This window comes from Ruegeria sp. D3 (genome assembly GCF_056534465.1).
In genome coordinates, this window is record NZ_JBQFPK010000009.1 from 163,819 (window position 1) to 179,644 (window position 15,826).

Sequence of the window (15,826 nt, forward strand, 5' to 3'; positions counted from 1 at the left end):
TGACGTCGCACCGGTTTGCCTGCAACCCGGTTCAGGCGCTGATCTGGTGTAACTTAGGTTGAAGAACTGTTTTATCTTCTGTTGCAAACCGGATAATTGTCGCTCCGTTTTGCATCGGGCAGATTGTGCATTCAAGCGAAGCACCATTGCGCATACGCAACTCTGCCGACCATTCTGCCCGTTTGTCGCGCATCCCTACAAACTCTCGAATCTCACCGAAAACAGGGGATGCAGTACAAAGTTCCTGCCATTTGCAGGTGACATCCAGAACTGAATCGGCGTCAAACCCCGAGTCTCCGTTGTCGCCCCACAGATTTTGATAGGCATAATTGGTAAAGGCCAGGGTTCCGTCATCGCCAAAAACGGCGACCGCATCCGCCAGTTTGTCCAGAACCGATTGCATCAGGTCCATTTCTGAACGGAACCGCCGGGTCAGGGTGATCTCGGCCGTGATGTCTTCGAACAAAAAGGCGACGGCACCGTCGGGATGGGGGCGACCGCTAACCGAATAAACCGACCCTGAGGGCAGCGACCACGTTTCCTGATAATTCCCGTCCTCGGCAGCCTCAAGCAGGTCATTCATCTGACTGCGCCAGCTTCGGTAGTTCTTGGGTTCGGGCATCATGTGTTGATCCCTTAGCCGGTCGAAGAAACTGGACAGGCTTGGCCGGCAGCTGAGGAAGTCCGGGGGCAGGGTGGTCAGGTCAATTAGGGCCGGGTTGAACAGGGCCAATTGTCGGTTGCGGTCGAAAATCGCCAACCCAATGGACAGTTGGGCAAAGGTCTTGGTCATCGTCTGAACGAATTTACGCTGGGCGGTTTCGGCGTCGACAATCGCGTTGATGTCGACGGCGTAACACAAGTGCCCCTCTGGATGGTGGACGCGTGTCAGATCGAACCAAAGCTTGATTTCGCTGCCGTCCGACGAAATTGAAACCCGCGTCTTTCCACCCAGTCGGGCATCTTCTTCGGATCCGGGAAACAACGGCGCGGTCAGATCCGTATCCTGACCCCGCACCTTGCGCACCAACGAAATATAGGCTGCGTTGCACCAACGAACTGTGTCGTGTTCACCCAGTAACCAGACGGGATACGGCGCGCGTTCCATTGCCAGGCGGATTGGATCGTTCGCCTCACGGTGGATGGTGGCAGGGCAGATGCTGTTTTCACGTAACTGAACCCTGACTATGCCGTCGATCCATTCGCACATGACGTCACGCTCGACCGTGCAGTCTATGGCGGGGATGATCAGATTACCCTCCTGGCGGATGCAGTCCGGAGTTTCGGGAAATGTGGGAAAGTCTGGCTGCAGTAAACGGCGCAGGTCGTGCCAGGACCGGACTTCTTCGAACCCTTCTAGCGCGATATCCGAGTGGCTGATCAGACGTTGATCGTCGAACAAAAACACCGCGTCAAACAAGGACGTGGGCGAGGATAGGCCGAAATTGTCACCCCTGTGCCGACGGCGCGGGAGCAGCCATTGCACCGCAAGGCCGGCAGAGACCAAGCTGATGACAGCCAGAATGAACCAGTCGACCATGAACGCCCCGCAACAGAAATTACGAAACCGGACTATGGTTACCAATGGTTAACGGGGTCTTAACTCAGACCTGAATCCGTTGGTTCGCGCCAGACGGGACCGGGGTGTCTCCTTGTTGCGCATCAACCAGATTTCTCGGCCAAGTGACCTTTACGATAGCCCCCCGACGTTCGGGGTTTTCGGATAAGGTCTGATAGGGGTCTGAACCGTTGGCAAATTCCAGTTCCGCTCCGCTGCGCTCCAGCAGGGTTTTGGCGATGAACAAGCCCAACCCCATGCCTTCGTATTCCGGGCGTGCGCGCTGATCGGTTTCGGCGCGACGGCGGCGCATGAATGGGTCGCCAATCCGCCCGATCATCTGAGACGGATATCCGCGCCCGTCATCCATGATGCTGACAATGATCTGATCAGAGCTCCATTCCGCCTCGACCCAAACGTTCGCGCGGGCAAAATCCACCGCATTCTGGATCAGGTTCCGCAACCCGTGAATGATTTCGGGTTTGCGCAGGATTGAGGGTTGCTGAACATCCCCGTCATCCGCAGGGCCTTCGGTAAAATGGACGGTTTTGCCCCGGTGAATGTGTGGTTCTGCAGCCTCGTTCACCACGGTTGAAAGAGGGGCCTGCCGCAGATGCAGATCATCCTTTCCGGCCCTGCCCATGTCGCGCAATATGTCCCGGCACCGGTTGGCCTGTTCCCGGATCAGCGCGGCATCCTCTTTCAGTTCGGGCCGGTCATCCAGCTCTTCGATCAACTCCGAGCTGGTCAATTTGATTGTGGCCAGCGGCGTGCCCAGTTCATGCGCGGCCGCAGCAACAACCCCACCCAGGTCAGTCAGCTTCTGTTCTCTCGCCAGGGCCATATGCGTGGCTGCCAGAGCCTCGGACATGGATTGAACTTCGGAACTGACACGATGTGAATAGGCACCCAAAAAGACGATCGCAATGACGATCGCGGCCCAGTTTCCGAACAACAGGATATCCGGGATTTCAAGATCCATTCCGACATCCGTGCGCAAGGGCACATGGAATTCGGCCAGCAGAGTGGTCAGAACAATTGCAACCACGCCAACGATCAACGTCGACCGGGTGCTCATGACATTGGCCGAGATCGTTACTGGCCCCACAAGCAGCAAGGCAAACGGATTGTTCAGCCCTCCGGTCAGGTACAGCAGAACGGTCAATTGCAACAGGTCGAACAGAACCATCAGGAAGTTCTCGAACTCTGACAAGCGCTTGTTTCTTGGGAAGATCAGGATCGCAGTCAGGTTGCCTAGGATCGAGACCCCGATGGCCAGATAGCACAGCATCACATCCAGCTCGACGTGATAGGTCTGTTGGGCGACGGTGATGGCTGTGATCTGGCCGATGATGGCAACCCAGCGCAGCAGGATCAGCGTGCGCAGCCTGATCCAGCTGCTGCGTTCCTGTCCACGCCATAATGTGATGTTGGAATTGGCCATGGGTTCACTATGTCCTGTTGCATCGGCTGATCATCTTGATAGGTGTCCGGGCCGAAACGATCAACAACCCCTCTGATCATTAGGATTGAAGTCATGGTCCGTCTTTATGCCGTTCTTGCCACCGTTGTTCTTGCCATTGGTCTGGGGGCCACGTGGCTGCTGACCCGAGGCGCCGGATCGGATGATCAGTTCGCACAATGCCGGTCCAGCCAAATCGCCGGTGGCACCGCAGCAATCGGCGGCCCATTCGAATTGATCAACGGAGAGGGTCAAACTGTCACCGACACTGACGTTATCACCGAGCCGACACTGGTCTATTTCGGCTATACGTTCTGTCCTGATGTCTGCCCGTTCGACATGTCGCGCAATGCTGAGGCTGTGGATATACTGGCCGAGCGTGGCCAGTCGGTGACGCCTCTGTTCATCTCAATCGACCCAGACCGGGACACGCCCGAAGTGGTGGCCGACTATGCCTTTAACATGGGTGGTAAAACCATCGCGCTGACCGGTTCGGCCAAGCAGGTCAAAGCCGCCAGCCAAGCTTACAAGACCTATTACAAGGCCCATGACAAAAGCGACGAATACTATCTGGTCGACCATTCCACCTTTACCTACCTGATGACGCCCGAGACCGGATTCCTTGAATTCTTCAACCGCAATGACTCGGCTGAACAGATGGCCGACAAGGTCGGGTGTTTTCTGGACAAACTGTGATCCGTTTGACCTTTGCAATGGCGCTGCTATTACTCATAGCTAGGCCAACGGCGTGAAATAGCGGAAAGAATAGAATATGGCAGACAGCTCTGATCTGGATATCGGCCCGGACAAATCCCTGCTTCTGGTAGATGATGATGAGCCTTTTCTGAGACGTCTGGCCAAAGCCATGGAAAAGCGCGGCTTCGAGGTCGAGACCGCAGGTTCGGTCGCCGCAGGCCGTGCCATATCCACAGCCCGCCCACCCGCCTATGCGGTCGTGGATTTGCGGCTTGAGGACGGCAATGGTTTAGACGTGGTCGAAGTGCTGCGTGAAAAGCGCCCGGATAGCCGGGTTGTGGTTCTGACCGGATACGGCGCGATCGCGACCGCCGTGGCCGCCGTTAAGATCGGCGCGACCGATTATCTGTCGAAACCCGCCGACGCCACTGACATCACCAACGCGCTGCTGGCCAAGGGCGACGAACTACCACCGCCCCCGGAAAACCCCATGAGCGCGGACCGCGTGCGCTGGGAACATATTCAACGGGTTTATGAGCTGTGCGACCGGAATGTGTCCGAGACTGCCCGCCGACTAAACATGCACCGTCGGACGTTGCAGCGGATTTTGGCAAAGCGCAGCCCGCGATAAGCTTGTTTGAGTCCTCGGCGCTGAGATTCAGTCTTTCTATGTGTTCTAGCCGGCAGTTAAGTTGCCGTGTGTCGTCATGTGTCACGCCTTCGTGACTTGCACCTCTGCGACCTGAGGCCAAGTGTTCGACTCGGGAAAACACTTAACAAGACAGGAACCTCTCAAATGATCGGTTACGTGACCATCGGCGTGTCAGACATGGAGCGCGCAAAGAAATTCTATACCGAGCTGCTTTCGGATCGCGATGCCAAGGTGACGCTGGATGTGGGGCGCATCGCCTTTATCGGCAACCAGCCCGGTGCGCCGATGCTGGCTGTGTGCGAACCCTATGACGGTGGTGATTGTGCGCCGGGAAACGGCACTATGGTGGCTTTTGCAGCGGATTCGAAAGAGCACGCGCAGGCGATGTACGACAAGGCGATCAGTCTTGGTGCCACTGACGAAGGCGAGCCCGGCCAGCGCGTGCCGGATGTGTTCTACGGGGCTTATGTCCGTGACGCGGACAACAACAAGATCTGTTTCTACGTCTTCGGCTAAAGCTGTGCCAACAGGGCGGCGTGCCGGTCAGTATAGGCGCGCCGCACCTCGACCGGAGGGCGCAGGACAATGTTCAGCCCCTCAATCACCGACTTGTCGGGGCGACCAAAAAACTTGCTCGCCTCGGCCTCGGAAAAGCCCGCGATCTGGGTGGCCTCCATCCAGGCGCTGATCTTGTCTGCCTTTTTGATCTGACGTTTCACTGTCTTCGGCACCGCAGCGGGCAGGCCAAAGCGGATGTGGATCGCCGCCGCCAACCGATCATCCAACGCGCCATAGTCGGGACCGACGGCGGATTTGACCGGCGAGATCATGTCTCCGATCACATATTCGGGGGCGTCATGTAACAAGGCGGCCAGCCGCCATTTGACCGGCGCATTGGGGGCGATGCGGCCATAAAGCTCTTCGACCAGCAGCGAATGTTCGGCCACGGAATAGGCGAAATCCCCTGCCGTCTGGCCGTTCCAGCGCGCCACAAAGGCCAGTCCATGCGCGATATCTTCGATCTCGATATCCACAGGGGTGGGGTCCAGCAGGTCCAGCCTACGGCCCGACAGCATCCTCTGCCACGCGCGGGGTTGTGTTGCCATTATGCCATGCCTCGTCCGTACAGCCGCGATTGCGCCTCAATTTTATGGTATGGTTTAGCTGTCAAGATCACCAGCTGCCAACTTTTTCTTGAGCATTCGTGCTTTGAACAAGTGCGCGGTGATACCGACATCAAGTACCGAGGGGGGCGCATGCTTCTCCCGGTGTGCCCCTCTCGATTGAAACCAGAATCGAAAGGAGCTTGTTATGTTCAAGCGTTTATTTGGAGTTGCCCTGGCTTTTGGAATGGCCGCGACTGCGCCTCCGGCTTTTGCACAGCAGAACACTTGTGCGCAGCGTGATCACGTAATCGCCAAGCTACAGGACAGCTATTCGGAACAGCTAGCCTTTGGCGGATTGCAGAAATCGCGCGGCGGGCAATCGGTGATGGAGGTTTGGACCTCTGAGGAAACGGGAAGCTATACCGTTTTGGTGACCCATGCGAACGGCCTGAGTTGTATCGTCGCCGTTGGCACCGATTTTTTTGAGGCGATCCCCAAGATCAAGGTAGACGGCACGCCAAGCTGATTTTAGCGACAAAAATCCCGTTTCCGGCCATCTGCGTTGCCACGCCCATAAAGGGATGTTAGGGGCAACCCGGAACAGTATTTACCGGAATGGAGTACCTGATGGCCGGGGACTATATCGTCAAAGACATTTCGCTGGCCGGGTTCGGCCGCAAAGAACTGGATATCGCCGAAACTGAGATGCCGGGCCTGATGTCCCTGCGTGCAGAATATGGCGAAAGCAAACCGCTGAGCGGCGCGCGCATCGTTGGCTCGCTGCACATGACCATCCAAACAGCCGTTCTAATCGAAACGTTGGTGGCGCTTGGTGCAGATGTGCGCTGGGCGTCGTGCAACATCTTCTCGACCCAGGACCACGCGGCAGCGGCAATCGCCGAGGCTGGCATTCCCGTCTTCGCCATCAAAGGCCAGACGCTGGAAGAGCATTGGGATTACCTGGACAAGTCCTTTATGTTCGATGACGGCCCGAACATGATTCTGGACGATGGCGGCGATGCGACGCTGTATATCCTGCTGGGCGCACGCGCCGAAGCCGGTGAAGACATCATCCCCGTTCCGGGCTCGGAAGAGGAAGAGGTGATCAAGAAGCAGATCGCCAAGCGTATGGCTGCAAGCCCTGGCTGGTTCACCAAGATGCGCGACCAGATCAAAGGTGTGTCCGAGGAAACCACGACCGGCGTGAACCGTCTGTATCAGCTGGTGAAAGAAGGCCACCTTCCTTTCCCCGCGATCAACGTGAATGACAGCGTCACCAAGTCGAAATTCGACAACAAGTATGGCTGCAAGGAATCGCTGGTCGACGGTATACGCCGCGCCACCGACACCATGCTGGCCGGTAAGGTTGCCGTGGTCTGCGGCTATGGCGATGTGGGCAAAGGCTCGGCCGCGTCGCTGGCCGGTGCCGGTGCCCGTGTGAAAGTGACTGAAGTTGACCCGATCTGCGCTCTGCAGGCCGCAATGGACGGGTTCGAGGTCACTCTGCTGGAAGACGAAGTTGCCAGCGCTGATGTGTTCATCACCACCACCGGCAACAAGGACGTGATCCGCATCGAGCACATGCGCGAGATGAAGGACATGGCCATCGTCGGCAACATCGGCCACTTCGACAATGAAATTCAGGTGGCCAGCCTGAAGAACCACAAATGGACCAACATCAAGGAACAGGTGGACATGATCGAGATGCCCTCGGGCAACCGCATCATCCTGCTGTCCGAAGGCCGTCTGCTGAACCTCGGCAACGCCACTGGCCACCCGTCCTTCGTGATGTCTGCCTCGTTCACCAACCAGGTTCTGGCGCAGATTGAACTGTTCACCAAGGGTGATGAGTACAAAAACGACGTCTACATCTTGCCCAAGCATCTGGATGAGAAAGTCGCCCGCCTGCATCTGGACCGTATCGGCGTGAAGCTGACTCAGATGGACTCGGAACAAGCGGCCTATATCGGCGTGAAACCCGAAGGTCCCTATAAGCCCGAGCATTACCGCTACTGATCGCGGATCGGGTGTGACGAAACGCACGGGACGCCGCCGGTTCATACAACTGGCGGCGTCTTTCTTTTCCATCATCGTATTTCTATTTCTTGTTGGCTCTGCCGGATTCCTTCTGGTGACACACCCGAAGTCACCCTTGCCTGACCATTGGAACCCCCTGCGCGATCTGTCGATTACGGCCCCGGTTACTCTGGTAACGCGGTTTCAGTTGAACCGTGCTCTGGCGGATGGGGCGCAATGCAAGGCGGTACTGTCTGCGGACGAAGTGGCGTTTGCTGAGATGGAGGATTTGGTCGTCGATCAGAATTGCGGTATCAGCGGACGGGGCCTTCTGTCGCGCCTTGTTACCGCAGATGTCCGAGGGGTCGAAACGCGCTGTACCACAGCTCTGCGTCTTGCCATGTGGGAACATCACGTGGTTCAGCCTGCTGCGCGGGACATTTTGGGCACTGAGGCGCGCGCTCTACGGCATCTGGGCAGCTATAACTGCCGCCGGATGCGGACCGCGCAGGGGCAGGTCAGCCGATGGAGCAGTCATGCAACCGCGGATTCCATTGATATCGTGGGGGTCGATCTGGCTGATGGACGCACACTAAACCTGTTGCGCGACTGGCCAACTAAAGGGCCCGAATCCGAATTCCTACGCCAGATCGGGCAGGGCGCTTGTGATTGGTTCCGCGTGGTGCTGAGCCCCAATTTCAAAAAGCTGCACGCGGACCACTTCCATTTGCAGGGGCCGGGCTGGGGCTATTGCAGATAATCCGGCCCCGAGAACCGGGGCCGAAGATTGGCTTAGCGTCCGCTGACCGCATCAGCCAGAGATTTGAACCGGACGATCTTGTAGATACCCTTCGAGGCATCTTCGCCATTGTTCAAAACGGGAGAGCGGTGCAACTCGTTAATCGTGGCATAGACATACCCATCCGCACCGATCGAAAACCCGTCTGGCCACGGCAATTCATCGTCCGACTGGAACAGCACTTCATAGCTGCCATCCGGCTTGGTGACGCCCAGCGCATTGTCCGTCATCGCGGTGATGTAAACATTGCCGCCGGTATCTACGGTCGAGCCATCCGAGATCGGCTTGTCGCCATAGCGTTCAACATTGGCCTCAAGATCGGCATCTGACAGGCTTTCATCCAGCAGCGCAGCGGTGGGAATGCGGTACATCGCACTTGCCGTCATTGGGGCGAAATAGACCCATGTGTTGGTCGGATCGACCGTGATCGGGTTGATGCCGATCTTGGCCGGATTGCCGCCCAGCGTGATCTCGCGCCCGTCGATCACCATCGGCGTATCCTCGGGAATGGTATATTTAGAGCCTTCCAGAACCCGCCGCGCGCGCCCGGTATCCAGATCAACCACGATTATGGCCGAGTTCTGCCCGTCGCCGGTATCCGAGATGTAGATGGCCCCATGATCGCGGTCTACAGCCAGATCGTTCAGGAAAGAGGTCGGGCGTGCGACAGGCGCACCGATATAGTGGATCGCGTGCAGCGTTTCGGTTTTGGTGTCCCAGCCGACCACGCGTCCGGTCTGGTTCTCGCCCTGACCATCCAGCATCCACAGGATTCCATCGCGATCCGCCCGCAGGCCCAACACGCCGTTCAACCCGTCCGCATCATCGTTCGGGGCGCGGGCCCAGTCTTCGGTCGGGTAGGGTTTGGTGGAGCCGTCCGGCATCACTTCAACCACGCGCAATTCGGGGCCATAGAATTCATGCACGGACATGAACATGCGCCCATCCGGGCCAATGGCCAGATTACCCGGAGGCATGGCCTTTTCAAACTCAAGATAGGTTTCCAACTCGGCTGCCGCTGCGGGCAGGGCCAGCGCAAGCGCGCATGTGGCTGCGTAAAGTGATTTCATCAGGTCCTCCTCTGGTCGTGGTTCAGCAGATACCATTTGAAATTTTCCGCGATAACTGGCTCAATCTTGAAACCAGCGTTAGGAATTTTCGAATGTACCATGTGAATGACCTGCTGACCTTTGTCTCGGTCGCGAAAACCGGCGGCGTAGGGTCCGCGGCCAAGGCGCAGGGGATCTCGGCGGCGACGGTCAGCCACCGCATTACGAAGCTTGAGGAGGTTCTGAACCTCAAACTCTTCCACCGCAACAGCCGCAAGGTGCAACTGACCGAAGAAGGTCTGATCTTTCTGGACCGGATCGAACCTTTGTTGGCCGATTTGCGCGACGCCGAGCTTGAGGCCGGCAGTGGCACTGGCGCATTGCGCGGACATTTGCGCGTGACGCTGTCACCCTGGATTTTGTCGCGCTTCATCATGCCGGTCATGAGCGCGTTTCAGGCCGAGCATCCGGACCTGACGGTCGAGTTTCTGGCCGTTGATCGCTATGTCGCGTTGGTGGATGAGGGTATCGACTGCGCGATCCGGGTGGGACAGATGGCCGACAGCACACTAAAGGCCCGTAAACTAAGCGATAATGACAGGATCATCTGTGCTTCACCGGTGTTTTGCGAAACATATGGACTGCCGGCCACGGCTGAAGACTTACGCCTAATGCGCTGGGCCTGTCTGCCGTGGCAAACTCGGCTCGACATCACGGATGGTCACGGTGCTGCGCAGTTTTCGATCCCGCGCGGGATTGCAGTATCGAACTCGGATATGTTGACCGAAGCGGCGGTACAGGGGTTGGGGCTTGCGGTCAAATCCCGCTTAGCTGTTCAGCGCGAGTTGGAAAGCGGGGCACTGGTTGAGGTCATGCCTGGTGTTTTGCGGTCACCTGACGCTCCGATCTCATTCGTGCATGCAGGGAACGCAACACCTGGGCGAAAGGTGCGCGCTTTCTCGGATTTGGCCAATCGCGCCTTTCAGTGAGTTTTACGTGTTTCCTTGGGGGGAAATAAACCAGTTTTTCCCGTTGTGACCTACCCTCAGCTGAATAGATTTCCCGCACTTGTTTCAACCTTTTGTGACTTCGCAGCAAGACGCTGCTTTACGGAAGAGCCAGTCATGGGAAAACGCGACGACTTGATTGCAAAATACGCGGAAGATCTGAAGAACAAATGCGGGATGGATCCCGATATGGACTTGCTGACCAAGGTCACGATCGGTTGCGGTCCGGCGATCTACGATGCCGACGCATCGACCGTGGCGGCCTCGCAAGAGGGCGAGATTGAGACTGTCAAAAACAACTTCCTGATCAAGAAACTGGGCCTGTCCGATAGTCCTGCGTTAGATGAGGCGATACAATCGGTGCTTGGCACTTATGGCATCTCAGAGCGCAATAAATACCGCGCTGTGGTCTATTACATGCTGACCAAACACTTCGGCAAGGAATCGGTCTACGGCTGATCCAATAGCGCCCGTCGCAGCGGCGGGCGTTTCCAATTTTAAGTACTTGGTGTTTGTATCGGCGCCGCTGTTTCGGCTAGTGTCATCTTGTGGCCAGGACGGTCAGAACCGAAGAATTTCTATACGCGTGTGGTGAGTCGGGAGCACGCGGGGTAGGGAAGGTTCTGCATCCGTCGGAACCTTCCCTTTTTTATTCCGCCTGAGTCTGCCCCAGATCGCAGATCACCTGCCATTCGGCATCCGTAACCGGCTGCACTGACAGGCGCGAGTTTTTCACCAGCACCATCTCGTCCAGCCGTCCATCGGCCTTGATCTGGTCCAGCGTGACCGGTGTTTTGAAGGGCCGTACGGCCTTGATATCCACACATTCCCAGCGGTCATCATCGGTGGTGCTGTCAGGATGGGCGGCGGCGCAGACCTCGACGATGCCAACCACCGCCTTGTCCTTTTGCGAGTGGTAAAAGAACCCCCGGTCGCCCACCGCCATCTGGCGCATGAAATTGCGCGCCTGATAGTTGCGCACGCCGTCCCATTCCTCGCCTGCGTCCCCTTTGGCAACCTGTTGGTCCCAGCTCCAGGTCGAGGGTTCGGATTTGAACAGCCAATATGCCATCAGCCGATAACCTTTTTCCACGCGATCAGGTCGACGGACTGGAACAAACCGGCCTTGGCATAGGGATCATTGTCAGCCCAGCTTTGGGCGGCGGCCATGTCTTCCACCTCAAGGATGATCAGCGATCCGATCATTGCGTCGCCATCCAACAGGGGTCCGGCCTGTGCAACGACACCGGTTTCTTCGATGTAAGCCAGGTGGTCGGCGCGATTGTCCAGCCGGGTTTGCAATGCGCCGTCCTTGTCACGGGCGATCAGAGCAATGAGCATATTATTCCTCCTTCAGGGGTCTGTTGAGCAGAGTATCAATGGCCTGCGCCACACTATATGTGCCTTGGCTCAGGTCGGCGACAGTAGCGCTGATAGGCATGTCCAGCCCCTCGGCCCGGGCAATGTCGGACATGGCACGCGCGGTTGCGACGCCCTCGACCGTGGTGGTGGTGTCAAAGGGCTGATTTCGACCCAAACACAGGCCAAAACGATAGTTTCTGGATAACTCGGACGAGCAGGTCAGCACCAGATCGCCCAATCCCGACAGGCCCATAAGGGTTTCGGGCCGCGCGCCGCGCATTAGGGCAAAGCGCTGCATCTCAGCAAATCCGCGCGTCATCAGCGCGGCGCGGGCGCTGTCGCCCAAACCGGCTCCGATCGCTGCTCCGCAAGCGATGGCCATGACGTTCTTCAACGCGCCCCCCAGTTCCGCCCCGATCAGATCGGTGGTGCGGTATAGGCGCAGGTTCGCCGTGGTCAGGTCATGCTGTAGCTCATGCGCATCCTCAGCGCAGGCCAGCGTCAGCGCGGTCGGCAATCCGCGTGCGATATCATCGGCAAAGCTCGGGCCGGTCAGCAGGGCAGGGCGCGCGTCGGGAATGGTCTGGCGGATGACCGAGATCGGACCCAGCCCGGTGGATAGCTCGATACCTTTGCAGCAGGCCACCAGCGTTTTCTCAGCCAGAACCACGCCGTGATCCGTCAGCACACCGCGCAGTTTTTGCATCGGCACCGAGACCAGTAACGTTTGACCGCGCGTTGCCTGCGTAATGTCCGCCGTTACGGTGATCGCATCCGGCAAGGTCACACCCGGCAGCCGCGCCGCGTTTTCACGCGTGCTGTGCATCACCCGCGCCTGTTCCGCGTCTCGCGCCCAAAGCGTTACCGGTCCGTTTCCGGCCAGCGAAATTGCCAGCGCGGTCCCGAATGCACCCGAGCCCAGAACCGAAACGCTCATGCCTTGGCCCCTTTTTTGCCACTGCCAAGCATTGCGGGGCTGGTCTGGTCCAAAGGCCAGCGGGGGCGGGCAGTCATGTCCAACCCGTCGCGCGCGCCGGTGCGGAATCGCTCGATCCCGGCATAGGCGATCATGGCGGCGTTGTCGGTGCAAAGGGCCAGAGGTGGCGCGGTGAAACGGGCACCTTTCTCATCGCAAACAGTCTCTAATGCTTTACGAATGGCCGAATTTGCCGCAACGCCTCCGGCCACGGCAATCACCGGCTCCGAGGGGTTTTCATTCAGATACAGATCTATCGCTCGGCGGGTTTTCTCGGCCAGTGTATCGACAACGGCCTGTTGGAACCCGGCGCAAAGATCGGAGCGGTCCTGACGGGTCAGCCCGCCTTTCTCAGCTACCACCTGATCGCGCATCCGCATCAGCGCCGTTTTCAACCCGGAAAAGGACAGATCACATCCGGGCCGGTCCAACAAAGGCCGCGGAAACCGGAACCGTGTGGGATCACCTGCGCGGGCCTCGGCCTCGACCGAAGGGCCGCCGGGTTGCGGCAGGCCCAAAAGGCGGGCGGTTTTGTCGAACGCCTCACCCGGCGCGTCATCGATGGTGCCGCCCAGACGGGTGAACTGGTCCGGCCCATGGGCGATCAGGTATTGGCAATGTCCGCCCGAAACCAGCAGCATAAGATATGGAAACGCGATGCCGTCGGTCAGGCGCGGCGTCAAGGCGTGCCCGGCAAGGTGGTTCACCCCGATCAAGGGCAACCCGGTCGCGGCACTGATCCCTTTGGCGCACATCACGCCGGACATGACGCCGCCGATCAAACCCGGCCCCGCAGTCACGGCGATGGCGTCCATGTCGGACAGAGCCAAACCGGCCTCCTCAAGCGCCTGCATGACGCAAATGTCCAGTTTCTCGGCATGAGCGCGGGCGGCAATCTCGGGGACGACGCCGCCAAAGGCACTGTGCAGGTCGTTTTGGCCATGAACGATCGAGGACAAAACCTCGGCCCCGTTTTCGCCATGGCGCACAACGGCAGCGGCTGTGTCGTCACAGCTGCTTTCCAACCCGAGGACAGTAAGTGTTTGCACCATTGGCCTGATCCGTTACACCTTGGTTGCCAAGCGGGGTATCACCCTGTGCGGATGCAAACAATCCCAAGGCCCAAGGCGCCGACCGTTGTATTTGTTGATGACCCGCCCGCGCGCGGCCTCTGAAAGGTTCGTTGCGCAACTTCCGACCCGCGTCAGGTCTCGGGTACAGGTTGTCTATTCCCCAATACTTGAAATCAAACCCCTGCCGGTTCGTGTGGATACGATTGATACGCGTGGGCTGATTTTCACCTCGGCCAATGCGGTGAACGCGGCGGCCTCGGCTGGGGTTGAGCGGTCTCTGCCTGCCTTCTGCGTGGGTCCTGCAACAACAGGTACGGCAAAAGGTGCTGGGTGGGACGCGCAAATGATGGGCCAGACCGCCGAGGAGTTAATCGCAGCCCTTTTGCAAACCCGACCGCTCAGTCCGCTACTGCACCTGCGAGGCGAGCACAGCCGGGGCAATATTGCCGCGCGGCTGACCGAATCCGGCCTGACCGTGCGCGAACAGCCTGTTTACCAGCAAAACCTGTTACCGCTGACACCCGAAGCGACTGCCGCCGCAAGCGGCAAATCCGCAGTTTTGGTTCCAATATTTTCACCCAGAACGGCGCGACATTTTGCCGACATCTGGCGCGGTTCTGCCCCGCTTTGGGTAGCTGCCATCAGCCAGGCCACGGCCGAACCCCTTTATTCTTTGCCCTATGCGCGGTTGAAGGTCGCGAAAGCGCCGACACCCAAGAAAATGCGTAAGGCCGTTAAAAAACTTGTGAAACATGCGTTGCGGGTTGAGGGCGACGTGGCCACCGACTAACTTAGCCGGGTCTGTTGTTCCAAGCATTTCGGATTCGATAAGGGGAATATTGCGGTGGCTGATAAGAAGAACTCCGATCAAAAACCGGTGGATGATCCCAAGACAGATGAGTCGGTTGAAGCTGTTTCCGCATCTGAGGAACCGACTATTGACGATGCAACAGCGTTAGAAGAGACCCTTTCCGAAGCCGAAGCCGAAGCCGAAGCCGAAGCCGAAGCCGAAGCCGAAGCCGAAGCCGAAGCCGAAGCCGAAGCCGAAGCCGAAGCCGAAGCCAATCTTGAACGTTTCAAGGAGAACCTGTCCGAACGTCAGTCGGAAAAGAAAGGTGGCTTTGTTCCGGCGTTGATCGGCGGTGCGATTGCAGCCGCAATCGGGTTCGCGGCGGGCAGCGCTGGTTTGTTCAACTCCGGTAGCTCGGACGCGTTGACCACGCTCGAGGCAAAGCTGACCGATCAAGCCAACCAAATCGACGCGCTCTCGAAATCTCTGTCCGATGGCTCGGACTTGGAAAGCAAGATTGCTGCTTTGACAGAACAGTTGGCTCCGATCACATCGGATCTGGACGCCGTCCAATCCGGCCTTGATGGTTTGTCAGGACAGATCCAGCCTCTGGCTGATCGCTTGGCCGCGCTGGAAAGCGGCGCGCTGACCCAAGGAGCCACCCCCGAAACCACAGCCGCATTTGAAGCCGAGCTGAAAAAACTGCAGGACTCGCTGGCTGCCCAACGCGCCGAGGTTGAAAAGATGGTTGCGGAAGCTCAGGCTCTGGAAGCAAAAGCTTCGGATGAGGCTTTGGCCGCGACCAATGCAGCGATACTGTCTAAGCTCCAAGGGCAGTTGGATGCAGGGCAACCCTATTCCGACCTTCTTTCCGAACTGTCTGCTGGCGGGGTCGAAATCCCGGGTGCGTTGTCCGCGGCCGCGGACAATGGAGTTGCGACGGTTTCGGCCCTGCGTGAGGATTTTGCGCCAGCTGCCCGCGCTGCTCTTGCCGACGCCCGAGAGGCGGAGAAAGGCACGGGGATCGTCGCGTTCCTCCAGCGCCAGACGGGTGCGCGTTCGGTAACACCGCAAGAGGGTGATGATCCGGATGCGATCTTGTCTCGTGCGCAAGCGGCGCTGTCCACCGGCGATGTAGCCGGGGCTTTGAACGAACTGAAATCTCTGCCCGAGGCGGCCCGTGCTGCGCTGGCTCAATGGGAACAAGCGGCGCAGACACGGGTATCTGCCTTGGATGCCGCAGATGCGCTTGCTTCTGGCGCGAACTCGAACTGAAGGAC

At 58.3% G+C, this 15,826-nt stretch carries 18 protein-coding genes; 10 read left to right on the forward strand and 8 right to left on the reverse strand.

Features of this window, described 5'->3' with window-relative positions:
- Positions 1-31: 31 nt before the first annotated feature.
- Both ACR0DX_RS14650 and regB read right to left on the reverse strand, forming a co-directional pair.
- A complete protein-coding gene (locus ACR0DX_RS14650) occupies positions 32-1,540 on the reverse strand; it encodes a PAS-domain containing protein (protein WP_170355589.1) in 1,509 nt (502 codons plus the stop codon).
- 64 nt (positions 1,541-1,604) lie between these two features.
- The gene (gene regB / locus ACR0DX_RS14655; protein ID WP_170355588.1) at positions 1,605-3,002 is read right to left on the reverse strand and encodes a sensor histidine kinase RegB; all 1,398 of its coding nucleotides are present in this window, start codon (positions 3,000-3,002) and stop codon (positions 1,605-1,607) included.
- Positions 3,003-3,095: 93 nt separating this feature from the next.
- Between regB and ACR0DX_RS14660 the strand changes: the two genes are divergently transcribed.
- The 3 genes from ACR0DX_RS14660 (at position 3,096) to ACR0DX_RS14670 (ending at position 4,884) form a co-directional block, all read left to right on the forward strand.
- On the forward strand, positions 3,096-3,716 hold the full coding sequence (locus tag ACR0DX_RS14660; protein WP_480846538.1) for an SCO family protein: 621 nt from the start codon (positions 3,096-3,098) through the stop codon (positions 3,714-3,716).
- A 76-nt stretch (positions 3,717-3,792) separates the two neighbouring features.
- Complete coding sequence (locus ACR0DX_RS14665; protein ID WP_142637470.1) at positions 3,793-4,347, forward strand: ActR/PrrA/RegA family redox response regulator transcription factor; 555 nt, start codon at positions 3,793-3,795, stop codon at positions 4,345-4,347.
- 165 nt (positions 4,348-4,512) lie between these two features.
- Positions 4,513-4,884, forward strand: coding sequence for a VOC family protein (locus tag ACR0DX_RS14670; protein WP_170355586.1), 372 nt, complete (start codon positions 4,513-4,515; stop codon positions 4,882-4,884).
- Here the strand turns inward: ACR0DX_RS14670 and ACR0DX_RS14675 are convergent.
- Positions 4,881-5,474, reverse strand: a complete 594-nt coding sequence (locus tag ACR0DX_RS14675; RefSeq protein ID WP_170355585.1) for an HD domain-containing protein — start codon at positions 5,472-5,474, stop codon at positions 4,881-4,883. The two genes, ACR0DX_RS14670 and ACR0DX_RS14675, sit on opposite strands and share 4 nt — an antisense overlap.
- A 205-nt stretch (positions 5,475-5,679) precedes the next feature.
- Here ACR0DX_RS14675 and ACR0DX_RS14680 point away from each other — a divergent pair, with 205 nt between their 5' ends.
- The 3 genes from ACR0DX_RS14680 (at position 5,680) to ACR0DX_RS14690 (ending at position 8,250) form a co-directional block, all read left to right on the forward strand.
- Positions 5,680-6,000 (forward strand): hypothetical protein, encoded by a 321-nt coding sequence (locus ACR0DX_RS14680; protein ID WP_170355584.1) that lies wholly within the window; start codon positions 5,680-5,682, stop codon positions 5,998-6,000.
- 101 nt (positions 6,001-6,101) lie between these two features.
- The gene (ahcY, locus tag ACR0DX_RS14685) at positions 6,102-7,490 is read left to right on the forward strand and encodes an adenosylhomocysteinase (protein WP_170355738.1); all 1,389 of its coding nucleotides are present in this window, start codon (positions 6,102-6,104) and stop codon (positions 7,488-7,490) included.
- 13 nt (positions 7,491-7,503) lie between these two features.
- Positions 7,504-8,250: an extensin family protein gene (locus ACR0DX_RS14690; protein WP_170355583.1), complete on the forward strand. Its 747-nt coding sequence runs from the start codon at positions 7,504-7,506 to the stop codon at positions 8,248-8,250.
- 32 nt (positions 8,251-8,282) lie between these two features.
- Here the strand turns inward: ACR0DX_RS14690 and ACR0DX_RS14695 are convergent, their stop codons facing one another.
- Positions 8,283-9,359, reverse strand: a complete 1,077-nt coding sequence (locus tag ACR0DX_RS14695; protein ID WP_480846542.1) for an L-dopachrome tautomerase-related protein — start codon at positions 9,357-9,359, stop codon at positions 8,283-8,285.
- Between the two features lie 92 nt (positions 9,360-9,451).
- Between ACR0DX_RS14695 and ACR0DX_RS14700 the strand changes: the two genes are divergently transcribed.
- Together ACR0DX_RS14700 and ACR0DX_RS14705 are read left to right on the forward strand one after the other, a co-directional pair.
- On the forward strand, positions 9,452-10,327 hold the full coding sequence (locus ACR0DX_RS14700; RefSeq protein WP_170355581.1) for a LysR family transcriptional regulator: 876 nt from the start codon (positions 9,452-9,454) through the stop codon (positions 10,325-10,327).
- A gap of 135 nt (positions 10,328-10,462) precedes the next feature.
- Complete coding sequence (locus ACR0DX_RS14705; RefSeq protein ID WP_170724636.1) at positions 10,463-10,804, forward strand: DUF2853 family protein; 342 nt, start codon at positions 10,463-10,465, stop codon at positions 10,802-10,804.
- A 190-nt stretch (positions 10,805-10,994) separates the two neighbouring features.
- On the opposite strand, the gene ACR0DX_RS14710 is transcribed toward ACR0DX_RS14705, so the two are convergent.
- Genes ACR0DX_RS14710 through tsaD form a run of 4 tightly spaced genes read right to left on the reverse strand, consistent with a single transcriptional unit; the run spans position 10,995 to position 13,735 of the window.
- On the reverse strand, positions 10,995-11,417 hold the full coding sequence (locus ACR0DX_RS14710) for an EVE domain-containing protein (RefSeq protein WP_170355579.1): 423 nt from the start codon (positions 11,415-11,417) through the stop codon (positions 10,995-10,997).
- Positions 11,417-11,686 carry a YciI family protein gene (locus ACR0DX_RS14715; RefSeq protein ID WP_170355578.1) on the reverse strand — a complete coding sequence of 90 codons (270 nt, stop codon included), beginning with the start codon at positions 11,684-11,686 and terminating at the stop codon, positions 11,417-11,419. The genes ACR0DX_RS14710 and ACR0DX_RS14715 overlap by 1 nt, the downstream gene beginning before the upstream one ends.
- Position 11,687: 1 nt before the next feature.
- Positions 11,688-12,644: an NAD(P)H-dependent glycerol-3-phosphate dehydrogenase gene (locus ACR0DX_RS14720; protein ID WP_170355577.1), complete on the reverse strand. Its 957-nt coding sequence runs from the start codon at positions 12,642-12,644 to the stop codon at positions 11,688-11,690.
- Positions 12,641-13,735, reverse strand: a complete 1,095-nt coding sequence (gene tsaD / locus ACR0DX_RS14725; RefSeq protein ID WP_170355576.1) for a tRNA (adenosine(37)-N6)-threonylcarbamoyltransferase complex transferase subunit TsaD — start codon at positions 13,733-13,735, stop codon at positions 12,641-12,643. The genes ACR0DX_RS14720 and tsaD overlap by 4 nt, the downstream gene beginning before the upstream one ends.
- Positions 13,736-13,832: 97 nt before the next feature.
- Between tsaD and ACR0DX_RS14730 the strand changes: the two genes are divergently transcribed.
- Positions 13,833-14,546, forward strand: a complete 714-nt coding sequence (locus ACR0DX_RS14730; protein WP_170355575.1) for a uroporphyrinogen-III synthase — start codon at positions 13,833-13,835, stop codon at positions 14,544-14,546.
- Positions 14,547-14,600: 54 nt separating this feature from the next.
- On the forward strand, positions 14,601-15,821 hold the full coding sequence (locus ACR0DX_RS14735) for a COG4223 family protein (protein WP_480846546.1): 1,221 nt from the start codon (positions 14,601-14,603) through the stop codon (positions 15,819-15,821).
- Positions 15,822-15,826: the final 5 nt, after the last annotated feature.

What these genes read in the sequence shown, in the direction of transcription:
- ACR0DX_RS14650 (WP_170355589.1), bottom strand. Translation starts at nt 1,540, where the DNA reads ATGGTCGACTGGTTCATTCTGGCTGTCATCAGCTTGGTCTCTGCCGGC.
- regB (WP_170355588.1), bottom strand. Translation starts at nt 3,002, where the DNA reads ATGGCCAATTCCAACATCACATTATGGCGTGGACAGGAACGCAGCAGC.
- ACR0DX_RS14660 (WP_480846538.1), top strand. Translation starts at nt 3,096, where the DNA reads ATGGTCCGTCTTTATGCCGTTCTTGCCACCGTTGTTCTTGCCATTGGT.
- ACR0DX_RS14665 (WP_142637470.1), top strand. Translation starts at nt 3,793, where the DNA reads ATGGCAGACAGCTCTGATCTGGATATCGGCCCGGACAAATCCCTGCTT.
- ACR0DX_RS14670 (WP_170355586.1), top strand. Translation starts at nt 4,513, where the DNA reads ATGATCGGTTACGTGACCATCGGCGTGTCAGACATGGAGCGCGCAAAG.
- ACR0DX_RS14675 (WP_170355585.1), bottom strand. Translation starts at nt 5,474, where the DNA reads ATGGCAACACAACCCCGCGCGTGGCAGAGGATGCTGTCGGGCCGTAGG.
- ACR0DX_RS14680 (WP_170355584.1), top strand. Translation starts at nt 5,680, where the DNA reads ATGTTCAAGCGTTTATTTGGAGTTGCCCTGGCTTTTGGAATGGCCGCG.
- ahcY (WP_170355738.1), top strand. Translation starts at nt 6,102, where the DNA reads ATGGCCGGGGACTATATCGTCAAAGACATTTCGCTGGCCGGGTTCGGC.
- ACR0DX_RS14695 (WP_480846542.1), bottom strand. Translation starts at nt 9,359, where the DNA reads ATGAAATCACTTTACGCAGCCACATGCGCGCTTGCGCTGGCCCTGCCC.
- ACR0DX_RS14700 (WP_170355581.1), top strand. Translation starts at nt 9,452, where the DNA reads ATGTACCATGTGAATGACCTGCTGACCTTTGTCTCGGTCGCGAAAACC.
- ACR0DX_RS14705 (WP_170724636.1), top strand. Translation starts at nt 10,463, where the DNA reads ATGGGAAAACGCGACGACTTGATTGCAAAATACGCGGAAGATCTGAAG.
- ACR0DX_RS14710 (WP_170355579.1), bottom strand. Translation starts at nt 11,417, where the DNA reads ATGGCATATTGGCTGTTCAAATCCGAACCCTCGACCTGGAGCTGGGAC.
- ACR0DX_RS14715 (WP_170355578.1), bottom strand. Translation starts at nt 11,686, where the DNA reads ATGCTCATTGCTCTGATCGCCCGTGACAAGGACGGCGCATTGCAAACC.
- ACR0DX_RS14720 (WP_170355577.1), bottom strand. Translation starts at nt 12,644, where the DNA reads ATGAGCGTTTCGGTTCTGGGCTCGGGTGCATTCGGGACCGCGCTGGCA.
- tsaD (WP_170355576.1), bottom strand. Translation starts at nt 13,735, where the DNA reads ATGGTGCAAACACTTACTGTCCTCGGGTTGGAAAGCAGCTGTGACGAC.
- ACR0DX_RS14730 (WP_170355575.1), top strand. Translation starts at nt 13,833, where the DNA reads ATGACCCGCCCGCGCGCGGCCTCTGAAAGGTTCGTTGCGCAACTTCCG.